General features: G+C 66.3%; 20 protein-coding genes. 13 read left to right on the top strand and 7 right to left on the bottom strand.

All coding sequences use genetic code 11. The features are described from left to right. Positions 1-57: 57 nt before the first annotated feature. The 4 genes from CSQ87_RS00350 to CSQ87_RS00335 form a co-directional block, all read right to left on the bottom strand. A complete protein-coding gene (locus CSQ87_RS00350; RefSeq protein WP_100511870.1) occupies positions 58-444 on the bottom strand; it encodes a cold-shock protein in 387 nt (128 codons plus the stop codon). 90 nt (positions 445-534) lie between these two features. Further along, positions 535-2,415 carry a sensor histidine kinase gene (locus CSQ87_RS00345; protein WP_100511869.1) on the bottom strand — a complete coding sequence of 627 codons (1,881 nt, stop codon included), beginning with the start codon at positions 2,413-2,415 and terminating at the stop codon, positions 535-537. Between the two features lie 4 nt (positions 2,416-2,419). Continuing rightward, positions 2,420-3,163: a response regulator transcription factor gene (locus tag CSQ87_RS00340; protein WP_100511868.1), complete on the bottom strand. Its 744-nt coding sequence runs from the start codon at positions 3,161-3,163 to the stop codon at positions 2,420-2,422. Positions 3,164-3,251: 88 nt separating this feature from the next. Then, positions 3,252-4,289, bottom strand: coding sequence for a TPM domain-containing protein (locus tag CSQ87_RS00335; RefSeq protein ID WP_133122306.1), 1,038 nt, complete (start codon positions 4,287-4,289; stop codon positions 3,252-3,254). Between the two features lie 116 nt (positions 4,290-4,405). Here CSQ87_RS00335 and CSQ87_RS00330 point away from each other — a divergent pair, with 116 nt between their 5' ends. Further along, positions 4,406-4,696: a WXG100 family type VII secretion target gene (locus CSQ87_RS00330; RefSeq protein ID WP_100511866.1), complete on the top strand. Its 291-nt coding sequence runs from the start codon at positions 4,406-4,408 to the stop codon at positions 4,694-4,696. A gap of 220 nt (positions 4,697-4,916) precedes the next feature. On the opposite strand, the gene groL is transcribed toward CSQ87_RS00330, so the two are convergent. The 3 genes from groL to CSQ87_RS00315 form a co-directional block, all read right to left on the bottom strand. Beyond that, a complete protein-coding gene (gene groL / locus CSQ87_RS00325) occupies positions 4,917-6,533 on the bottom strand; it encodes a chaperonin GroEL (protein WP_100511865.1) in 1,617 nt (538 codons plus the stop codon). A 261-nt stretch (positions 6,534-6,794) separates the two neighbouring features. After that, complete coding sequence (locus CSQ87_RS00320) at positions 6,795-6,998, bottom strand: cold-shock protein (RefSeq protein ID WP_100511864.1); 204 nt, start codon at positions 6,996-6,998, stop codon at positions 6,795-6,797. Between the two features lie 233 nt (positions 6,999-7,231). After that, positions 7,232-7,921 carry a LytR C-terminal domain-containing protein gene (locus CSQ87_RS00315; protein WP_100511863.1) on the bottom strand — a complete coding sequence of 230 codons (690 nt, stop codon included), beginning with the start codon at positions 7,919-7,921 and terminating at the stop codon, positions 7,232-7,234. 279 nt (positions 7,922-8,200) lie between these two features. On the opposite strand from CSQ87_RS00315, the gene CSQ87_RS00310 reads away from it, so the two are divergent. The 12 genes from CSQ87_RS00310 (at position 8,201) to CSQ87_RS00255 (ending at position 21,024) form a co-directional block, all read left to right on the top strand. Then, positions 8,201-8,893: a uracil-DNA glycosylase gene (locus CSQ87_RS00310; protein ID WP_165776663.1), complete on the top strand. Its 693-nt coding sequence runs from the start codon at positions 8,201-8,203 to the stop codon at positions 8,891-8,893. A gap of 95 nt (positions 8,894-8,988) precedes the next feature. Further along, the gene (locus CSQ87_RS00305) at positions 8,989-10,068 is read left to right on the top strand and encodes an AAA family ATPase (protein ID WP_100511861.1); all 1,080 of its coding nucleotides are present in this window, start codon (positions 8,989-8,991) and stop codon (positions 10,066-10,068) included. Further along, on the top strand, positions 10,065-10,997 hold the full coding sequence (locus CSQ87_RS00300) for a DUF58 domain-containing protein (RefSeq protein WP_100511860.1): 933 nt from the start codon (positions 10,065-10,067) through the stop codon (positions 10,995-10,997). The genes CSQ87_RS00305 and CSQ87_RS00300 overlap by 4 nt, the downstream gene beginning before the upstream one ends. A gap of 2 nt (positions 10,998-10,999) precedes the next feature. After that, positions 11,000-11,548 carry a hypothetical protein gene (locus tag CSQ87_RS00295; protein WP_133122305.1) on the top strand — a complete coding sequence of 183 codons (549 nt, stop codon included), beginning with the start codon at positions 11,000-11,002 and terminating at the stop codon, positions 11,546-11,548. Positions 11,549-11,553: 5 nt separating this feature from the next. Further along, positions 11,554-12,681 carry a vWA domain-containing protein gene (locus CSQ87_RS00290; protein ID WP_100512189.1) on the top strand — a complete coding sequence of 376 codons (1,128 nt, stop codon included), beginning with the start codon at positions 11,554-11,556 and terminating at the stop codon, positions 12,679-12,681. After that, entirely contained in the window at positions 12,678-13,712 is a 1,035-nt protein-coding gene (locus CSQ87_RS00285) for a vWA domain-containing protein (RefSeq protein WP_100511858.1), read from the top strand. Before CSQ87_RS00290 ends, CSQ87_RS00285 begins: the two co-directional genes overlap by 4 nt. Continuing rightward, positions 13,709-14,377, top strand: coding sequence for a DUF6466 family protein (locus tag CSQ87_RS00280; protein WP_165776662.1), 669 nt, complete (start codon positions 13,709-13,711; stop codon positions 14,375-14,377). The genes CSQ87_RS00285 and CSQ87_RS00280 overlap by 4 nt, the downstream gene beginning before the upstream one ends. 122 nt (positions 14,378-14,499) lie before the next feature. Next, positions 14,500-14,922, top strand: a complete 423-nt coding sequence (locus tag CSQ87_RS10730; RefSeq protein WP_133122304.1) for a hypothetical protein — start codon at positions 14,500-14,502, stop codon at positions 14,920-14,922. Next, positions 14,919-16,496: a PGAP1-like alpha/beta domain-containing protein gene (locus CSQ87_RS00270; RefSeq protein WP_100511855.1), complete on the top strand. Its 1,578-nt coding sequence runs from the start codon at positions 14,919-14,921 to the stop codon at positions 16,494-16,496. Before CSQ87_RS10730 ends, CSQ87_RS00270 begins: the two co-directional genes overlap by 4 nt. A gap of 71 nt (positions 16,497-16,567) precedes the next feature. After that, positions 16,568-17,998, top strand: a complete 1,431-nt coding sequence (purB, locus tag CSQ87_RS00265; RefSeq protein ID WP_100511854.1) for an adenylosuccinate lyase — start codon at positions 16,568-16,570, stop codon at positions 17,996-17,998. Between the two features lie 8 nt (positions 17,999-18,006). Beyond that, positions 18,007-20,490: a lysylphosphatidylglycerol synthase transmembrane domain-containing protein gene (locus tag CSQ87_RS00260; protein WP_243388765.1), complete on the top strand. Its 2,484-nt coding sequence runs from the start codon at positions 18,007-18,009 to the stop codon at positions 20,488-20,490. Positions 20,491-20,742: 252 nt separating this feature from the next. Then, complete coding sequence (locus tag CSQ87_RS00255; RefSeq protein WP_093959424.1) at positions 20,743-21,024, top strand: HU family DNA-binding protein; 282 nt, start codon at positions 20,743-20,745, stop codon at positions 21,022-21,024. Positions 21,025-21,156: the final 132 nt, after the last annotated feature.

Below are 21,156 nucleotides of genomic sequence, written 5' to 3'. Positions count from 1 at the left end.
CTTATCGCTTGATCGCTTGTTTCGCTGCTTGTTTCGACTTGTTTCGCTGTCGAGCCGTCAGTCCTGCACGTCGAAGTTGTCGGCCACCGCGCGCAGCAGCGTGGCGAGCTTCTTGGAGTCGGCGTTCGAGGGGTACCGGTGGCGGCGCAGCGTGCCGCCCGCGGAATCGAGCAGCTTGATCAGGTCCTCCACGATGGCGGCCATGTCGTCCGGCTTGGGTCGGGCGGCCTTGACCATCGAGAGCATGGGCCCGACCAGCGTCACGCCCATGGCCTGCGGGCCCTTGCGCCCGTCGACCACGGAGAACTCGACCTTGGTCCCCTTGCGAGGCGCGGTGCCCTGCGGCAGTGCGGTCGAGGGGAGGAACACGTCCTGCCCGTTGTCGGCGGTGATGAAACCATAGCCTTTTTTCGCGTCGAACCAACGAACCTTACCACTGGGCATATCAATCACACCTCACTACTGATCAACTCGCACATCGCTACACGTACCGGCCTGGGGCTTATGGCCGTAAAGCCAACCAACCATTGTACCTTACGCCTTCGTCGAGGGGGCGCCGTGGGGCGTGGCAGCCGTCGGCGCGGGCGTGTGGTCCACCGGAATGATCACGGTGAACGTCAGTCCGCCGCCGAACGTGTCGCCGGCGCAGATGAGGCCGTGATGCGCCTTGACCGCGGACTGGGCGATGGCCATGCCCAGACCCGTGCCGCCCTTCTGACGGGCGCGGGAGGGGTCGGCGGTGTAGAAGCGTTCGAAGATCATCGAACGCGCCTGCGCCGGCATGCCGGGACCGTGATCGATGACCTGCACCACCGCGAAGTCACGGCCGGAACCGGTGGAGGCGGCGACCTGCGCGGCCTGCACGAAGTGGTCGAGGGAGACGTCGGTGGAGGCCATGGTGCCCAGATCCACGCCGGGCAGGGAGGCCCGGATCACCGAGACGCCCATTTCCACCGGGGAGTCGGACGGCGTGTAGCGGTGGATGTTGCCGACGATGTTCGTGATGACCTGCCGCAGTCGGGCCGGGTCGCCCTTGATCGTGACGTCCGGCACGCCGCCTGGGACGAACCGCACGCCGGAGGGTTCGGCCGGTTCGGGCCGCTGGCCCTTGGCCGGCATGAGGGGCGCGTCCCCGCCGGTGATCGACACGCCGCCGCAGGTGATCGTGCGGGCGGGATCGAGGGCGTGCAGATCCTCCGAGGATTCGGCGAGGATCTCGCTCAAGTGCGCTTTCTGGTTGATGTCCACGCCGCGGCCTTCGTCCATGCGGGCCAGCGACAGCAGGTCCTCGACGAGCGCGGCCATGCGGGTGCTGGACTTCTCGATGTGGTCGATGGCCTGATCGGCCCGTTCCAGCGCCCCGGGGTAGTCGCGCTGCATCTTGTACAGTTCCGCGTAGCCGTGAATGGCGGCCAGCGGCGTGCGCAGCTCATGGCTGGCGTCGGAGACGAAGCGCTTCATCTTGTTGGTGGTGGACTCCTGCTCGCGGAAGCTGCGTTCGATGCGCGAGAGCATGGTGTTCAGGGATGCGGACAGCGATCCCACCTCGGTGTTCTCCGGTGCGCTGGGCACACGCTGGGAGAGGTCGCCGGCCGCGATCTTGGCCGCCGTCTTCTCGATGCGTTTGAGCGGCAGCAGCGTCCGGTCGATGGCGATGGTGGCCATGATCGTGGCGAACACCGCGGTCGCCGCCGCCACCACGAGGAAGTATTTGCTGATAATCTGCAGCGTATCGTTCATGTCGTGCAGAGACAGGCCGATGAACGCGACGCCGTGGCTGGGGCCGGAGATCACGTTGCCGTCCGAGTCCCTCACCGCGCTCATGGTCCAGGGCACGGCGATCACCCGCCAGGGCGCCATCGCCGTGTTCACCGAACTGCGGCTCGCGTTGGAGCCTTCGATCTGCACGTTGGCGGTGGTGGTGAACGGTTCGCCGATCTTCACGTCGCCGAGCGTGCCCGAAGCCGGCAGGCTCGGCGTGGAGACCACGTTGTCGGGCAGGACGGGCACCACGGGGGTGGACTGGATGTGGTAGCCGTCGTCGCGGATCTGCACGTAGTAGTCGATGAGGCCCAGCGAATCGGTGTGGTCGGACTGCTGGAGCGTGGAGATGTTGTTGAGCACCAGCTTCGCCTGACGCTGCAGCTGGGTGTCGGTCTTGTCCACGATGTAGGCACCGACCAGCTGACGCACCGCGAAGGCGATCACGCCGTAGCTGCACAGCAGCAGGATCAGGATGATCGCCACCACCTTGGTGGACAGCGACACGGCGTCCAGCCACCTGAGCAGCGAGTTCTCGCGACGGCCGCTGGCGGTTCCGGACGGCGGACAGGATCTCTTCCCGTCCTTCCTGCCCTTGCCCGCCGCCTTGCCGGATCGCTTGTCCGGCTTCGGTCCGGACTGTTTGCGAACCACGGGATCAGGCTCCCGGAGCGGACTTCGGCGCGCGGATCATGTAGCCGATGCCGCGCTTGGTCTGGATCAGCGGATCGACCTTCCGTTCCTCGCCGTCCTCGTCGGTGTACTTGATGCCGTCCACCTTCTTGCGCAGGTAGGAGATGTACGATTCCACGATCGCGGCGTCGCCGCCCCAGTCGTACTGCCAGACGTGGTCGAGGATCTGCGCCTTGGAGAGCACACGGCCCTCGTTGTCCATGAGGTAGCGCAGCAGCTTGTATTCGGTGGGGCTCAGCTCGATCACCTGACCGTGGCGGGTCACATCATGCGAATCCTCGTTGATCTCCAGATCGGCCACGCGGATGATCGGATCATCCTCGGTCTGCTCGCGGGTGCGGCGCAGGATCGCGCGGATGCGGGCCACGACCTCCTCGAGGCTGAACGGCTTGGTCACGTAGTCGTCGCCGCCGACGGTCAGGCCCATCACCTTGTCCTGGGTGTCGTCCCTGGCGGTGAGGAACAGCACGGGGGCGTCGATGCCCTCCTGCCGGATGCGACGGGTCACGGTGAATCCGTCGATGTCAGGCAGCATGACATCAAGCACGATGAGGTCGGGATTGCATTTCTCGATGACTTCGATGGCCTCCGATCCCGATGCGGCGGTATTGACTTCGAAACCGGAGAAGTGCAGCGAGGCCACCAGGAGCTCCCTGATGGAGGGCTCGTCGTCAACGACGACAATCGATGCTTCAATGGATTTGCTCATAGGTCAACCTTCGCGCGTTGTGCTGGGTGTTTCCTGAATGTCGGCTGAATCATCCGTAATCATCCGCTGCGACCGCATCCGCGGCCGGCTACTTCGCGGGCGGGGCCGGAGGCATGAAGATGGAGCGGCCCTCGTTGCCGGAGCCGGACTTCGGCAAGCCGTCGGCATCATGATCGTCGGCACTGTGGTCGTCGGCACTGTGGTCGGCGGCGGAATGATCGTCAGTGGCATGATCGTCGGCGGCGGCGCCGTCCTCGGCCTTGTCGCCATCTTCGGCCTTGTCGCCGTCATTGCCGGCCGAGTCGTCATTGCCGGCCGATCCGTTCCCGTCGTCCTGCTTGCGGGCGCGACGACGCTGGCGACGGGCCAGCTGACGGTCGGCGTGGGCGTGCTGGCCGCGACCCTTGATCAGGCGGAACGCCACGGCCGCGACGGCCAGCAGCACGAGGCAGCCGACGAAGATCCACACGCCGAGGCTGGTGACCGACGACGAGGTGGACGTCTTCTTCAGGGTCTTGATCTGGTCCATCATCGCGATGGCGGAGCCGGACCAGTCCGGGGTGTCGTTTTCCGTCAGCGGGGAGAGCGCGGCCGAGGAGAGTTCGTCCACGGTCTTCTGGCTGCTGAGCCATTCGTCGGAGTTCGAGGAGACCGCCACGACGAGATTGCCCTGTTCCGACGCGACGGCCAGCATCACCGTATTGGGGTCGGGGTCGGTGGACTTGAGCACCCTGGCGGCCCATTTCTGCGGGTCCTCCCCCTCGATGAAGTTCGGGATGAACAGCAGCTTGACCCGCACGCCGGTTTCGGACTTGGTCGTCTTGATGGCGTCCATGACCTTGCCGAGGTTGTCGCCGAGCAGGTTCTCGGTGTCGGTGATGTCCTCGGTGATCGTCATCTTCTCGGTGGCCGAGGATCCCGACGAGGGGCTCGCCGAGGAGCCTGCCGAAGCGCTCGAGCTGGCCGACGGCGTGGATTTCGGGTCGGCGGCCCATGCGGCCTGCGGCGACGCCATGCAGGCAAGAATCAGGCACAGCACGGTGAACAACGACGCGATCATCCCCAATCGCGTGTTCGCCAGTGAAGTTATCCACATCGACGGGCCCTTCGGGGCACGTTCGACCACATGTTCCGTACGCGTTGCTTCCAATGATGAGCTGATCATAGTCTCAACTCTAACGGCTCGACGGCATATCGGGCCGTAGCCCGGCAAAATCTGCCACACAGCGAAAGGACACAGCCATGCCACAGTTTCAAGTCGATTCGGAACAGATTCAGTCGTCATCCGCCGCGGTTTCGGCCTCGGTAAGCCAGATCCGGCAGGCGGTGAACGGCATGTACGCCAACCTCAACCAGCTGCAGAGCGTCTGGCGGGGAGGCGCGGCCTCGCAGTTCGCCTCCGTGGCGGCCCAGTGGCGCGCGGCCCAGCAGCAGATGGAGGCCTCGCTGGAATCCATCCAGAACGCGCTCTCGCAGGCGTCCATGGTCTATTCGGATGCCGAGACGCAGGCGTCGCGCCTCTTCGCCAGCTAGCCCGGACGGACCGGACAGGTCGAACGGACCGGACGGACCGGATAGACCATCCCCGGGAAGATTCCCCGGAAACGACGAAACGCCCCGATCCGCGTATGCATGGCGGATCGGGGCGTCTGCGTATTCGAACTGATCGAGGTATCGGACCGATCGGACCGGAATCTCAGATCACGGCCCGATCAGGGTAAGCCCGACTGGCTTGGGTGCGGATCCCTTCGGATCAGTAGCCCATGTCGGCGCCGGCGGCCGGAGCGGCCGGAGCCGGTTCCGGCTTGTTGGCCACCACGGCTTCGGTGGTGAGGAACAGGCCGGCGATGGAGGCGGCGTTCTGCAGAGCGGAACGGGTCACCTTCACCGGGTCGGCGACGCCGGCGGCCAGCAGGTCCTCGTACTCGTTGGTGGCGGCGTTCAGGCCCTGACCGTCAGGCAGGGAGCGAACCTTGTTGATCACCACGTCACCGGAGAGGCCGGCGTTCTCGGCGATCTGCTTGATCGGGGCCTCGATGGCGCGGAAGACGATGGCGGCACCGGTGGCCTCGTCGCCTTCGAGCTTGACGTCGCTCTCGGCCTTGGCGGCGGCCTGGATCAGGGCCACGCCACCACCGGGCAGCAGGCCTTCCTCAATGGCGGCCTTGGCGTTGCGCACGGCGTCCTCGATGCGGTGCTTGCGCTCCTTGGCCTCGACCTCGGTGGCGGCACCGACCTTGATGACGGCCACGCCGCCGGCCAGCTTGGCCAGACGCTCCTGCAGCTTCTCACGATCGTAATCGGAGTCGGTGGCTTCGATCTCGGCGCGGATCTGGGCGACGCGGGCGGCCACGTCCTCCTTGGAGCCGGCACCGGAGACGATGGTGGTCTCGTCCTTGGAGACGATGACCTTGGCGGCGGAGCCGAGCACGGTGGCGTCGATGGAGTCGAGCTTGAGGCCCAGCTCATCGGAGACCACCTGGGCACCGGTCAGGATGGCCATATCCTGCAGCATGGCCTTGCGGCGGTCGCCGAAGCCCGGAGCCTTGACGGCGCAGGAGTTGAAGGTGCCACGGATCTTGTTCAGGATCAGGGTCGGCAGAGCCTCGCCGTCAACGTCCTCGGCGATGATCAGCAGCGGCTTGCCGGACTTCATCACCAGATCGGCGATGTGGATGACGTCCTGCTGGGAGGAGACCTTGCCGGAGGTCAGGAGGATGTACGGGTTCTCCAGCACGGCGGTCTGGTCGTCGGCGTTGGTGACGAAGTACGGGGCGATGTAGCCCTTGTCGAAGCGCATGCCCTCGGTGAACTCCAGATCCAGACCGAAGCGGTTGTTGTCCTCGACGGTCACGACGCCGTCCTGGCCGACCTTGTCCAGAGCCTCGGCGATCTTCTCGCCGACCTCGGGATCGGCGGCGGAGATCGTGGCGGTGGCGGCGATCTGGTCCTTGGTCTCGACGTCCTTGGCGGCGGCGACGAGTTCCTTGACGATGGCGTCGGTGGCCTTCTCGATGCCGCGACGCAGGGCGATCGGGTTGGAGCCGGCGACCACGTTCTTCAGGCCTTCGTGGACCACGGACTGGGCCAGCACGGTGGCGGTGGTGGTGCCATCACCGGCGACGTCGTCGGTCTTCTTGGCGACTTCCTTGACCAGCTCGGCGCCGATGCGCTCGAACGGATCCTCGAGTTCGATCTCCTTGGCGATGGACACACCGTCGTTGGTGATGGTCGGGGCGCCGTAGGTCTTATCGAGCACGACGTTGCGGCCCTTCGGACCCAGCGTGACCTTCACGGTGTTGGCCAGCTTGTCCAGACCGGCCAGCATGCCGGAGCGGGCTTCCTCGTCGTAAGAAATAATCTTTGCCATGGTTGTTTTCCTCCAAATGGCTGGTGGTACGTATTCACCGTCCACGTGCGAGCGGGCCCGGCCGTCAGCTGCCCGGCGTTATCACTCTCACGCTTCGAGTGCTAATTGGCACATTAGCACTCTCGGGCGTCGAGTGCCAACATCGCGGCGTGAATACGCTCTGGGCAAGAGCGGGAATGGCAGGGGCGGGAACGCAGGAGGATACGAAAAGGCCCCGGCGCTGTATCACGCCGGGGCCATACCGAAACCGGGGTAAAAGAGTTACAACTTGGTCACCGTGGTGGCCTGCATTCCTTTAGGTCCCTTCTCGGCCTCGTATTCGACCTTGTCCCCTTCGTCCAGAGAACGATATCCCTGGGCGTTGATGGCCGAATAGTGAACAAAGACGTCTTCACCGCCATCCTCCGGAGTGATGAAACCATACCCTTTCGTAGCGTTGAAGAACTTTACAGTACCCGTTGCCATAACAACTTCCCTTATTTAAGTTATAGCGCCGCCACGTTCACTATGGACACATCCCCCGGAACATATGAACGTATCGACATGAACGCTGACGGCTCACGCACATCAGCGCACGCTAACGAGTCATTTTAAACGGTGCTATGACAACAAGTCCAGTCAAACGATATACCAGTGATATCAGAGGTGATACTCGTCCCGGCATACGGGCCGCCTCGTCCGACGTCGCGGACGTGACGTCACTGCATGAGGACGACGGCCACGGGCGTGCCCAGCGAGCTGACCTGCACCACCTGGGAAATGCCGAGCTTGGCGGCCACGTCCTGCGCGGTGGCCAGATCGGATTCGCTCTGGTACCACACGGTGCTGTTCTGCGGCAGGCTGCTGCGGTTGCGCGGATTGGACGGGGTCACCGACGTGTATCCGGCCTGTTGGAGCACCGCCACCTGCTGGGCGGCGTAGCCGGTGCGTCGGGTGCCGTTGTACACCACCACCGACGAGCTGCGGTTCACGTCGGCCGCAGGGGAAGAGGACTGCGACTGGCTGGGCGAGGCGCTGGCGGAGGCCGAATCGGACGCGGATGCGGAGGCCGACTGGCTGGCCGAGGCCGAGGCGCTCTGGCTTGCCGCCGGCGAGGATGCGGAGACGCTGGCCGATGCGGCGGCCGAGGACTTCGAGGCGGACTCGGAAGCCTTGGCGCTGGCCGTCTGCGTCTGGGTGGCCGATGAGGCCGATGACGAGGAGCCGGCGAACGTGCCGGAGGCCCAGAAGAAGATGATCAGTCCGCAGATCACGGCGACCGCGGCCACCACCAGATACGGCAGTGCGCGCGCACCGAAGCTGCGGGGGCCGCGGTGCAGTCCGACCGGACCCTGTGGCGGGTTATCGAACTCGTCGGTCGGATATGCCACGGGCTGCTTTTCGTTCATGGGAGCTCCTCACTTTCCACAGCCGAGTGTAGCCGCACAGGGGCACACGCCCAAAGCGCCCACGCGATTTGCACCCATTGTGTACACACCGGGGCCCACGCCGCCACCCCGGCCGATATCCGCTACGAGGACGCCGATACCCACTGACGATATCCGTGCGCACACCGATGCCCACTGCCGATACCCACTGTCGATATCCTCTGCCGATATCCACTGCGTACACGCCCGTACGCATGGCGCGGGTCGGCGATGACGTGCATCCCGTTTACAGTGGGGACCATGCCGATCAAGAATCTTGACGAACTGGTGGAGCCCGGCTGGGCCGAGGCGCTGAAGGACGTGGAGCCGCAGATCCACCACATGGGTGATTTCCTGCGCGCCGAACTGGCCGCCGGCCGGCACTATCTGCCCGCCAGCCACAACATCCTGCGCGCATTCACTATCCCCTTCGATTCGATCAGGGTGCTGATCGTGGGGCAGGACCCCTACCCCACCCCGGGCCATCCGGTGGGCCTGAGCTTCTCGGTGGATCCGCGGGTCAGCCCGCTTCCCGGATCATTGCGCAACATCTATACGGAGCTGATGGACGACATGCAGGTCCCCCAGCCGCCGAACGGCGATCTTACGCCGTGGACGAAACGCGGCGTGATGCTGCTCAACAGGTGCCTGACCGTGGAGGTGGGTCGTCCCGGCAGCCATCAGGGCAAGGGTTGGGAGCAGGTGACCGACGCCGCCATCGCCGCACTGGACGCCCGCACCGACGCCGACGGCAATCCGGTGCCGCTGGTCGCGATCCTGTGGGGTCGCAAGGCCCAGACGCTGGAACCGCTGCTGCGCCACGCGTTCATCATCAAGTCGCCGCATCCCAGCCCGCTGTCCGCCCGCTACGGATTCTTCGGCTCCAAGCCGTTCTCCAAGGCCAACGCCGCCCTGGAGCGGATGGGCGCGCAGCCGGTGGACTGGAGCCTGTAGCGAGCCTGTAGCCGGATTCCGCCGGACGGACGGCTTCACCGAACGGTCACCTGAGTCCGCCCGGGGCTGTCATGGGACACGTTACAGTGGAGACCATGGCTTTATTCCCCCCACGTCCTGTGCAACCGACCGACGCGATGGCGTCGATCCCCACCGCCGTACCCGTCAGCACCGCGTCAGTCAGCACGGTGAGCCGGGACGACATCCAGCGCGCCCACGAGCTCACCGACCGCATCCGGGCCCACTTCGCCCAGGGTCTGGTGGCGCAGAGCAAGCTGCGCGAATCGCTGATCGTCACGCTGGTGGCGGGCGGCCACATCCTGATCGAATCGGTGCCCGGCCTGGCCAAGACCACCGCCGCGCAGATTCTCGCCACCTCGGTCTCCGGCACGTTCAAGCGCATCCAGTGCACGCCGGACCTCATGCCCGCCGATCTGGTCGGCACGCAGATCTTCGATTTCGCCACGCAGAAGATGAGCACGCAGATCGGTCCGATCCACGCCAACTTCGTCCTGCTCGACGAGATCAACCGCTCCTCCGCCAAGACCCAGTCCGCGATGCTGGAGGCCATGGCCGAGGGCGCCACCACCATCGGCGGCGAGCGCGTGAGCCTGCCGAAGCCGTTCATGGTGATCGCCACGCAGAACCCGGTCGAGGAGGAGGGCACGTACAACCTGCCCGAGGCCCAGATGGACCGTTTCTTCATGAAGACGGTGATGACGTATCCGTCCGAGGCCGACGAGATCTCGATGCTGCAGCTGCTCACCAGCCGCGGAACCGACCAGCAGACCATGACGGTGGCGCCCAACGCCATCACGATCGGCGACGTGGAGTTCCTGCGCGCCAGTGCGCGCAAGGTGCATGTCTCGCAGCCGATCATGCGCTACGCGGTGCAGCTGGCGCAGACCAGCCGCGGCGGCGGCCCCCGTCCGATCAAGGGGCTCGCGAATCTGGTGCGGCTCGGCGCCAGCCCCCGCGCCTCGATCGCGCTGGTGCGCATCGGTCAGGCCAACGCGCTGCTGGCCGGCCGTGACTACGTGATTCCCGAGGACGTCAAGGCGTTCGCCCATGAGGTGCTGCGTCACCGCATCCTGCTCACCTTCGAGGCGCTGGCCGAGGGCGTGGGCGTCGATCAGGTGATCGATTCGATGATCGAGGCGGTTCCCGTACCATGATCGAGGCCGAGACCCCCACCGATTCGATCCGTCGCAAGATCGAATCCCTGGGAACCCGCCTTTCGCTGCCCACCGTGGTCCGCGCGCTGGGCATGCTGGAGGGCGAACATCCGTCGTCCCGCCGCGGCTCGGGATACGACTATCTCGACATCCGCCCGTACGAACCGGGCGAGGAGGCCCGTCTGATCGACTGGAAGGCGTCCGCCCGCAGCGCACGTCCGATGATCGTGGACAAGGAGCGCGAAAGCACCGGCAACATCTGGCTGATGATGGACGTGGGCCGGGAGATGAACGGCCTGTGCGCGAACGGCGAGCGGGCCGTGGACGTGGCGGCCAACGCGCTGCGCATGTTCGCGATGCTGTCCCTGCGCCGCAGCGACGACCTGTCGATCGTCACGGGGGATTCGGCGCATATCACGCGCGTGCCGTTCAACGGCGGCTTCGCCCGGTTCGAGCATGTCTTCGACGGTCTGCTGGACCGGGAGCTGAACCGTCCGCGGGACTTCGGCGCGCTGATCGACTATGCGAGCCGGATCCGCAACCGCCGGGCGATGGTGGTGCTGGCCACGGACGAGACGGCGTGGTCGAGCGACCAGCTCGCGGCGCTGCGTACGATCTGCCAGACCCATCCGCTGGTGGTGGTCAGCGTCTCCGTGCTCAACCCCTTCGAGCTGAGCGAACGCTTCGACCATGTGATCGACGCCCACAGCGGCCGCCGTCTGCCGGCGTTCATGCGCCGGGAGCGCACCGCCCGCGAAGTGGCCACGCACCGCGAGTTCGTCTCCACGGCGCTGGAGCATGAGCTGGCCCGGGCGCGGGCCACGATGATCCGTGGCGGGTCGAGCGATCAGATGTTCGGCGAATTCGTGTCGCTGGTCTCCTCCACGCTCGCGAGGGGATCCGCCATGCCGATCGGAGGTCTGCGATGATCATGACGACCGCAACGACCGCAACCCTGACGGCCACGGTCACGATGGCCGCCGACGACTTCCGTCCGCTCGCCGCCTCCGACGTCACCGGCTTCGTCGCCGCCGTGGCCGTGCTGGCGGCCCTTGCGGCGATCCTGCTGATCGTCGCGGGCGTGCTGTCCACGCCGAAACGCCGGACCGTCCCGGTCGCCGGAGCGCATAAGACCGGTTCCGGCAAGAACGAGTGGCTCCGCCTCATAGACGACGTCCGACGCCGGTATCACGCCGGAAAGATCACCGATGACGAGGCGTTCGACGAACTGGCCGCCGTGGCCCGACGCTTCGCCAGCGTCCGTCTGGGACGCGACGTGACCAATCACACGCTGGCCGAGCTCAGCCGTATGCCGCGATCCGGCAACACGGCGAAGGGCATCGATCTGCTGCGGCAGACCATCGCGGCCCTGTATCCGCCGCAGTTCGCCGACTCGCTGACCAACGTCCGGGTGCGCGAGGCCTCGGTGGACACCGCGGCCGGCTGGGTCGCCAATCTGGTGGAAAGGTGGCGGGCATGACGGACATGACGAATTGGATCACGTTCCGCTGGCCGTGGGCCTTCGTCGCCCTGGCCGTACTGGCGCTGATCGTCCTGCTGGTCCGGCGTGCGCTCGCCCGACATACGGCAAAACCCGAGACGGTGGCCCGACGACTCGAGGATCCCGACTCCGCGACCGTATGGAATCTGACACAGGACATGGCCACCGAGCACGCGCAGACCTTGTGGAAGCAATGGAAGACGCTCAACCGCGTGGCCGTCGGACTGCTCGCACTGTGCCTGATCATCGGATTCGCGCTGCTGGCCCGGCCCTCGCGCATCGACGCCGAGTCGAGCACCACGTCGACGAGGGACATCATCCTGTGCCTCGACGTCTCCGGCTCGACCCTGCCGTACGACCGCGAGGTGATCGCCACCTACCGCGAGCTGGTGAAGCACTTCCAGGGCGAGCGCATCGGCCTGAGCATCTTCAACTCCACGTCGCGCACGGTGTTCCCGCTGACCGACGACTATGATCTGGTCGAACGGCAGCTCGCCTACGCCGACAAGATCCTCACCGGCGTGATCAATCAGGACAGCATCGACAAGATGAGCGACAAGCAGTACCAGCAGGTCTCCGACTGGCTGGAGGGCACGCAGAACCGCACCGACGTCACCTCGCTGATCGGCGACGGTCTGGTCAGCTGCGCGGCCATGCTGCCGGAGTTCTCGACTGCCGGCACCAACAGCGGTTCCGGCACAGGCAACGACAGCGGATCGGCCCAGTCGACGCCGACGCGCAAGGCCTCGATCGTGCTGGCCACCGACAACGTGCTGTCCGGCACGCCGATCTACCGCCTCGATCAGGCGCTCGACCTGACCAGCCGATCCTCGATCACCGTGGACGGCCTGTATTCGGGGGCGAAGGAGACGAACGGCGAGGCGACCACGCAGCAGATGAAGACGCAGATCGAATCGCACGGCGGCATCTTCCTCACCCAGTCGTCCGGCTCCACGGTCGGGCAGCTGGTGCGGCAGATCGACTCCCAGCGCACGCGCACCAACGAAAGCGGCAACCAGTCGAATCTGGTGGACGCCCCGCAGTACTGGGTGCCCGCGCTGGTGGCGCTGTACATCGGCTTCCTGATCGTGGCCTGGAGGTTGCAGCGATGAACGGACTGACCCTTTCCTCCCTGACCCTGTCCCCGATGTTCGGGTGGATCGTCTCCCCCGTCCTCGCCATCGCCGTCGTGGCGCTGGCCGTCGCGGGCATGGTCCACGCCATGCGTCTGCGGCCCGACACCGATGCGACCGTGCTCGGATGGATCCGCCGCGTGCTCATCGCCGTGACGATCGCCATAATGCTGCTCACCCCCAGCACGGTGGTGCGTACGGAAAGCCGGGCGATCAACGCGACCGACGTGTTCATCGCCGTGGACGTCACCGGTTCGATGGCCGTGAAGGACGCCCACTATGGCAGCGGCGAGGCGATCACCCGTCTGGCCGCGGCAGGCAAGGTCGTCTCCGCCGTGACCGACCGGTATCCGGACGCGAGTTTCGCGGCCATCGGATTCGGCACGTCGGCCACGCTGGACGTGCCGCTCACCCCGGATGCGAGGGCGATCGACAACTGGGCCCGCACGCTGAGGGCGGAGCCGACGTCCACGTCGTCCGGCTCGAACCTCGACAAGGCCGTGGACGCGCTGCTGCCCGCGATGAAGACCGTCCGGCAGCAGCATCCCGACGACACGATCATCGTGGTCTACATCTCCGACGGCGAGCAGAACACCACCGAGACCCGGCGCACGTTCTCGTCGCTGCGCGCCTACGCCGACACCGGCATCAGCGTGGGTGTGGGCTCGACCGCGGGAGGCAACATCCCGAAGATCGGCGACGACGGCACGGTCAGCGAGGGGCAGTACGTCAACGATCCGTCCACCGGCAAGCCCGGCGTCTCGAAGATGGACGAGAAGAACCTCAAGGCCATCGCCGACGAGATGAGCGGCACCTACGTGCATGTGGACGTCGACCGGACCATCGGCGAGCAGGACATGCAGGCCGTGTCGAAGAACTTCCGCATGACGCAGACCCACAAGGCCCGGGAGCATACGGTTCCCGTGGTGTGGCCGCTGGCCATCGCGCTGTGCGTGCTGCTGGCATGGGAGGCATTGGACTGGATGGCGAAGTCGAGGAGGCTGCTGTGAGCAAGCGAAGCAACCGGCGTGGCGGCAGGGCTGACGTGCGGGCCACCGGCACCGCTGCGGGCAGGACCGCTGGTACGGGCAGGGCCACGGCCACCGACAGGACCGCTGGCACCGTCAGGACTGCCCGTGCCTCGATGAAGGTGCGGGTGGCGCTGATCGTGGCGGCCGTCGTGCTGCTGGCCGCCGCCGTGGTGGCCGGCATGAACTGGCGGGCATTGTCGGTGAACAACGCGGCCGTGGCGTCGCTGAACGCCTCGATCGCCGAATACGCCAAGGCGTCTCCCGACCTCGACAAGCTGAAGAACGCCCAGCAGGCCACCGACGCGCAGTTCCGCGACGCCCAGTCGCCGTCGTGGATGCTGATGCCGTCGGTGCGGTCCACGATCGGCGCCAACGCCGCCGAATCCAAGCGGCTGACCGACCGGATCAACGCCGACGCCAACGGTTCGAAGACCGACGGCTCCTCGGGCGAGCTCAAGTCCGGCAAGACCGGTTCGGCGAATGACTCGAAGTCCGATGCGCAGGACGATAAGAAGCTCGATCAGCTGCTCAACCAGAACGACGCCGGCAGCAAGGTCGATCCGAGCACCGTGCCGAGCGCCTCGCCCAGCAGCTCCCCCAGCAGCTCGACAGGTTCCGACAACAAGACGGTGAAACCCTGGTGATTCATCCACAACGGCACGTCTGAGGGCCCGGGTTATCCACAGGCGCTCGGCGTGTCGGCCACGTTCGACCACATGGGTCGGATTCGCGCCGATCGGATCGCCGATGGTGGTTCAATCGGCGCATGAACGTTTTCGCAGCATCCTCATCCGGGCCGGCCTGGGCCTCCCCGTCCGGCCCGATCCCCAGCACGCCGCTGTATCAGGCGGTTCACGGTGGCGTCTCCCACGGTGGCGACTCACCCAGTGCCGTCACCTCCCCCAATGTCGTCGCATCCGCGGGAATGGCAGGGGTGATGTCCTCCTGCCCCTGCGGCATGGTGCTCGCCGAATCACGGTCCATGCTCGCCTCGCTGTCCGCCTCGGCCGCGGCCATCGCCCGTGATGCGTCGGATGCGCTCCGTTCGGCCTCCTCGCTGACGTGGGAGGGCACCGCCGGCGACCTGTTCCGCCGGGACGTGGACCGTGCGGCCGTGCTGGCCACGGAAGCCGAGCGCGGAGCCCATGAGACGGCGGCGCTCATCGCCGGAGCGGGAGCCCTGTCATGAGCGGCCAGACCATGTCCGCGAGTGGTTCGGCTCAAGCCCCGGCTCAGGCCTCGGCTCAGGCTCACGTGCAATCCCGGATCTACGGCGGCGGCACGCCGACCACCGTCGATCTGGACCGGTTCTCCGCCGCGGCCTCGACGCTGAACGGCGCGGCGACGGCGCTCAGCCGTCTGTCGGCCGAATGGCGTGCCACGACGATCCGCCTGCAGCAGCTGAAGACCCGCGCCCCGTTCTGTCCCCGGCTCGGCGGCACGCCCCTCTCGCCGACCGCCGGGGTCGGGCTGGCGAGCGCCGGTCTGGCCGGTGCCGGACCGTTCGCCGCCACCGTCGTGCATGTCTCGCTTGACTATCCGCGGGTCAGCGCCCAGATCATCGCCCGCGCCGACGAGGCCGACCGACTCGCCGAACGGCTTACGTCGCTGGCCGATCGGATCATCCGGGCCTATTCGCTCTACTCTCAGGCCGAACATGCCGCGGCGCGGATTCTGGGCGAGACCCTGCAGACCGTGGCCGTGGCCAAGCCCGAGTGGGCCGCGGCCGGACTGGCGCTGCTCGCCTCCGGCAGCGTCGTCGCCGGTTCGGCCAAGGAGGGCCGGTTCAACCCGATCTATGCGATCACCGGCACCTGGTGGGCGCAGGAGGGACTGCTCGCCGGTCTCGGGGCGCGAATGACCGGGAAGACCGGACGGGCGGGGATCCTCAGGGGCGTATTGGCCACCGACGAGGTCAACGACGCCGCCGGCAGGATATCCGGCGTCTCCGCCCCGGCGAACAATCTGCTGTTCGGCGACCGGCTCGAGGTGAGGGAGATCCACCCGGCCAAGGGGATCGGCGGCACGGCGACGATCGCGGACACCCTGACCAACGTGCACGACATGCGGCTGAACAAGGTGGATTACGGGTCGATCGCCATCCAGCAATACCGGCGCGAGGACGGCAAGACCGCGTGGATGGTGACCGTCCCCGGCACGGACGGCCACCTCGATTCGCCGTTCAGCTGGCAGACCAACGTGGAGCTGATGAGTTCGGATGCCCGGCAGCGCATGGCCGCGGACAGTGCCCGCATGGTGGATGAGGCCATGCGGCAGGCCGGCATCAGGCCGAACGATCCGGTGGCCATCGTCGGTCATTCGCAGGGCGGGATCGTGGCGGCGGTCATCGCTTCGGACCGCAAGCAGCGGTACAACGTGCAGCACATCGTCACGGCCGGGTCGCCGGTCGCCAACCACCCGGTGGGCGGGACGTGGGTGACCAGCGTGGAGATGAACGACGAGCTGGTCTCGAACCTCGACGGCTCGCGCAACCCGGTCTCCCCCGGCTGGCTCACCGTCCGCGGCACCAGCCAGCCGATGGGCTCGGCTGCCGGCACGGCGGTGGAGAACACCGACGGGCGCAAGTTCATCACCCACGACATGAACTACATGAAGGCCGCGTGGAAGGACGCCCAGTCGCTGGGCTCTCCGGCGCTGAAAAGCCATGAGGAGCATTTCGGCCGGACCATCAACGGCACGCTCGTCTCCACCCGCTACTATCACGGCCGCATCTCGCGCACCGGACCGGACTCGCCACCGTAATACGGACCAGGCGGGCCGATCCCGCAGCCCGCCACGCTTACGGGTACACGGCTTCACGTATGGTGTTGTGCATGAAGTTGACTGACATCTCCCCCGCAATCGCCCTGAGCCCGCTGGACGGGCGCTACCACAAGCAGACCGCTGAACTCACCGAGTACATGAGCGAGCCGGCGCTGAACCGCGAACGCCTGCACGTCGAGGTCGAGTGGATGATCCTGCTGGCCAACGGCATGGGCAACGGTCCGATCGTCGGCGGCGTCAAGCCGTTCACCGACGAGGAGATCGAATACCTGCGCGCGATCCCCGAGAACTTCGGCGCCGAAGGCATCGCCCAGATGGCCGCGCACGAAGCCGTGACCCACCACGACGTCAAGGCCGTGGAATACTACATCGACGACCTGCTCGACAAGGCGCCCGAGACCCTCGGCGCCGACACCCAGCTGCCGCACATCAAGCAGCTCGTGCACTTCGCCTGCACCTCCGAGGACATCAACAACCTCTCCTACGCCCTGTGCATCAAGCAGGCCGTGGAGAACGTGTGGACCCCGGCCGCCGAGCAGATCGTGAACCACCTCGCCGAGAAGGCCGAGCAGTACAAGGACAAGGCCATGCTGAGCCTCACCCACGGCCAGCCCGCCACCCCCACCACGCTCGGCAAGGAGCTGTCGGTGTACGTGTACCGTCTGCGCCGCCAGCTCAAGAAGATCGCCGACCAGGAGTACCTGGGCAAGATCAACGGCGCCACCGGCACCTTCGGCGCCCATCTGGCCGCCTACCCGGACGTGGACTGGATCGCCGTGAGCCGCGAGTTCGTCGAAACCCGCATGGGCCTGACCTGGAACCCGCTGACCACGCAGATCGAAAGCCACGACTGGCAGGCCGAGCTCTACTCGACGATCAGCCATGTGAACCGCATCCTGCACAACCTGTGCGTGGACGTGTGGATGTACATCTCCCGCGGCGTGTTCGCCCAGGTGCCGGTCAAGGGCGCCACCGGCTCCTCCACCATGCCGCACAAGGTGAACCCGATCCGCTTCGAGAACGCCGAAGCCAACTTCGAGATCTCCTGCTCGCTGCTCGAGACCCTCGCCGCCACGCTGGTCGAAAGCCGCTGGCAGCGCGACCTGACCGACTCCACCACCCAGCGCAACATCGGCGTCGGCCTTGGCTACTCGCTGCTGGCGCTGAACAACCTCATGGGCGGTCTCAACTCCATCCACCCGAACGACATCGTCATCTCCCGCGAGCTCGACGAGAACTGGGAGGTGCTGGGCGAGCCGATCCAGACCGCCATGCGCGCCGCCGCCCTCGAGGGCCGCAAGGGCATGGACAAGCCGTACGAGAAGGTCAAGGAGCTCATGCGCGGCCACTCGATCTCCAAGCAGGACGTCGAAAGCTTCATCGCCACGCTCGACTTCGACGAGGCCACCGCCAAGCGCCTGACCGAGCTCACCCCGGCCACCTACACCGGCATCGCCAGCAAGCTGGTCGACTTCGACTGATGCCCGTCTTGGCCGATCACAACGCCGACAACGCCAAAGACGTCGCCATCCCGATCAACGCCGCCGCAGACGGCACGGGGGGCGACGTCTCCGTTTCTGACATCCCGCCGACCCGGGTCCACGACTTCTCCGATCTGGTGGGGGCGGTCGCCGCGGTCGTCATCGCTGTGCTGGTGATGCTCGCCTCCGTGTACCTCACCGGCATCTCCAGCGGCGTGGAATCCGACGTCCATCATGCGGGCAGCGCGGTGGGATGGCTGGTCGAACTGCCGCTGTCCCTGCTCCAGCAGGTCATCACCGTCCTCGTGGTCGTCTCCGTACTCGTGCAGCTGCTCGTGGGCCGCGAATGGATCCAGGCCATCATCTCGACCATCTCGATGTTCCTCGGCTACGGCACGGCCGGCATCCTCAGCATGATCGTCGCCGCCGTGGGCCCGCATCAGCTCGTCCTCGCGCTCGACTCCACCGCCGTGCTGGGATCCGGCCCCCTGCTGCCCGACATCTTCGCCGGACTCGCCGCATTCCTCACCGCCGCCGGCCCGCACCGGCTGCGCGGCACCGTCAAATGGGGCTGGAACACCATCGTGTTCCTCGCCGCCCTGCTGGTGATCATCTCGGTCTACCCGATCGCCGGCGTCGTGGTGGCCATGGCCGCCGGACGCCTGATCGGTCTGGTGATCCGCTTCGCCATGGGCACGCAGAACAAGGGCGCGTGGGGCATGCAGCTGGTGCAGGCGCTCGCCTCCATCGGCCTCGACGTCGTCGCCCTCACCCGTCAGGAAGGCATCCACGGCCCGGCGAACGACAAGCGTCCGGTGCTTACCGACGATCTGGCCCCGTTCTCCCGCATCTACACGGCCGAAACGCGCGACGGGGAGCGCTACATCGTCTCCGTGCGCGACGAGCAGACCCGTACCGTCGGCTACCTGTCACAGCTGTGGCAGTGGCTGCGCATGGCCGGCGGCGTCGACCTGCGCACCGACCGGTCGATGAGCTCCACCACGCACCACCACGTCGATCTGCTGCTCACCCTGCGCAACATCGGTCTGGAGACCCCGGACGTCTACGGACGCGCGGAAAGCGGCGAATCCTCCATCGTCGTGTTCGCTGGTCCGGCCGCATACGAGCCGGTCGACTGGAACGACGTGAGCGATGCCGACCTGACCGACGTGATGCGCTACCTGCGCACCGCCAACGACCGCGGCGTGACCCACCGGGCCATCACCCCCGCCTCGTTCGCCCGGTCCGCCTCCGGGCACCTCGTGCTGGCCGGATGGCAGAACGGCGACGATGCGAGTACCGCGGCGAACGTGGCGATCGACCGCATCCAGCTGCTCACCGCGCTGAGCTGCCGGATGAGCGTGGCCCGCGTGATCGCCTGCGCCGAACGCTGCTGGGGTCGGGACACGTTGGTCTCGCTCGTGCCGTTCGTGCAGAACGTAGCCATACCGCGGGAGACGAAGTTCGATGACTTCTGGTCGCGGCAGACCATGCGCGAACTGCGCGCCGGACTGACCGCGCTGGCCCCCGCCGAGGAGACCGAAGCCCTGCCGCAGGTCTCGCTCTCCCGGTTCAGCCTCAAATCGGTGCTGATGATCGCCCTGCTGATCGTGGCCGTGGTCGTGGTGTTCACCCAGCTCAACATGCACGAGGTGATCAACGCCGTCTCCAAGGCGAACCCGTGGATGGCCGCGCTCGGCTACCTGTTCGGCCTGCTCTCGTGGGTCGGATCCGCGGTGGCGCTGTACGTGTACGTCGATCCGGACAAGCGTCATCCCGCCGGCATTCTGGCCGTGCAGGCGGCGTCCGGTTTCACCACCATCTCCATGCCGGCCGGCGTGGGCCCCGCCGTGGTGACCCTGCAGTTCCTGCGCAAAAGCGGCTACCGCAATTCCGCGGCGACGGCCGTGACCAGCGCGATCATCGTGATCCAGGCGCTGGCCATCACCTCCCTGCTGCTGGTGATCGGCATCTTCACCGGACGCAACACGCTGTCCGGCATGATCCCCACCAACACGCTGGTCACGGTGATCGGTCTGGCCGCCGCGGTGATCTCGCTGATCATGATCATCCCGCCGACCCGGCGTCTGGTGATCGACAAGGCGCTGCCGGTGGTGCTCACCTACGCCCGCCAGCTCATCGACCTGCTCTCGCAGCCGCGCCGGCTCGTCATCGCCACGGCCGGATGGCTGTTCCAGACCGCGATGCTGGGCATGAGCTTCTGGGCGTCGCTGATGGCGTTCGGACAGGTCACCAACCCGCTGGAGACCGTGTTCATCTACGTGCTCACCAACACGATCGCCGCGGCCGTGCCCACGCCGGGCGGTCTGGGCGCGATCGAGGCGGCATTGACCCTGGGCTTCACGTCGGTGGGCATCCCCTCCGCGGTGGCGCTTTCGTCCACGCTGCTGTTCCGACTGCTCACCTACTGGCTGCGACTGCCGATCGGCGGTCTGGCCATGAAGTGGATGACCGCGCACGATCTGCTGTAGTGCGGTATGCGGCGGCGTGCGCTGTGCTACGCTATCGCCTGCTGTGATACGCTATGGCGGTTCGCTTTTCTCTCCGGAGAGCGGACCGCCATGGAAAATCGCGCGGAAAAACGTGTGAGAAGCGTCAAAAACGCTGATTTTTCGCCGTTTAATCCCCTAAACACCATTCGGATACGTTACAATCGGTGGTGTTCCAAGGTTTGCCCCGCTTTGCAGAGGGGCGGGCCACTGATAAGAAGGAAACTAAGCATTATGGCATACAACAAGTCTGACCTGGTGTCCAAGATCGCTCAGAAGTCCAACCTGACCAAGGCCCAGTCCGAAGCCGCTGTCAACGCCTTCCAGGAAGTGCTCGTCGAGTCCCTGAAGTCCGGCGAAGGCCTGAAGCTCACCGGCGTGTTCTCCGCCGAGCGCGTGAAGCGTGCCGCCCGCACCGGTCGCAACCCCCGCACCGGCGAAACCATCAAGATCCCCGCGGGCTACGGCGTGAAGCTCTCCGCCGGCTCCCTGCTGAAGAAGGCCGTCGCCGAGTGATCTTGACCTCCGCGTCATCGATGATCGACGCGTGAGCCGCATCGCCCGCCTGCATGCTGATCGCTGATTCGATTGATTGATCGGTTGATTGGCGGCCTGCGCACCAAGACTTGTAAGCCCCCTGCCGGATAT

This window comes from Bifidobacterium simiarum (assembly GCF_002802905.1).
GTDB lineage: Bacteria > Actinomycetota > Actinomycetes > Actinomycetales > Bifidobacteriaceae > Galliscardovia > Galliscardovia simiarum.
The sequence above is the reverse complement of the archived record's forward strand: the minus strand, read 5'-3'. Positions and strand labels throughout refer to the sequence as shown.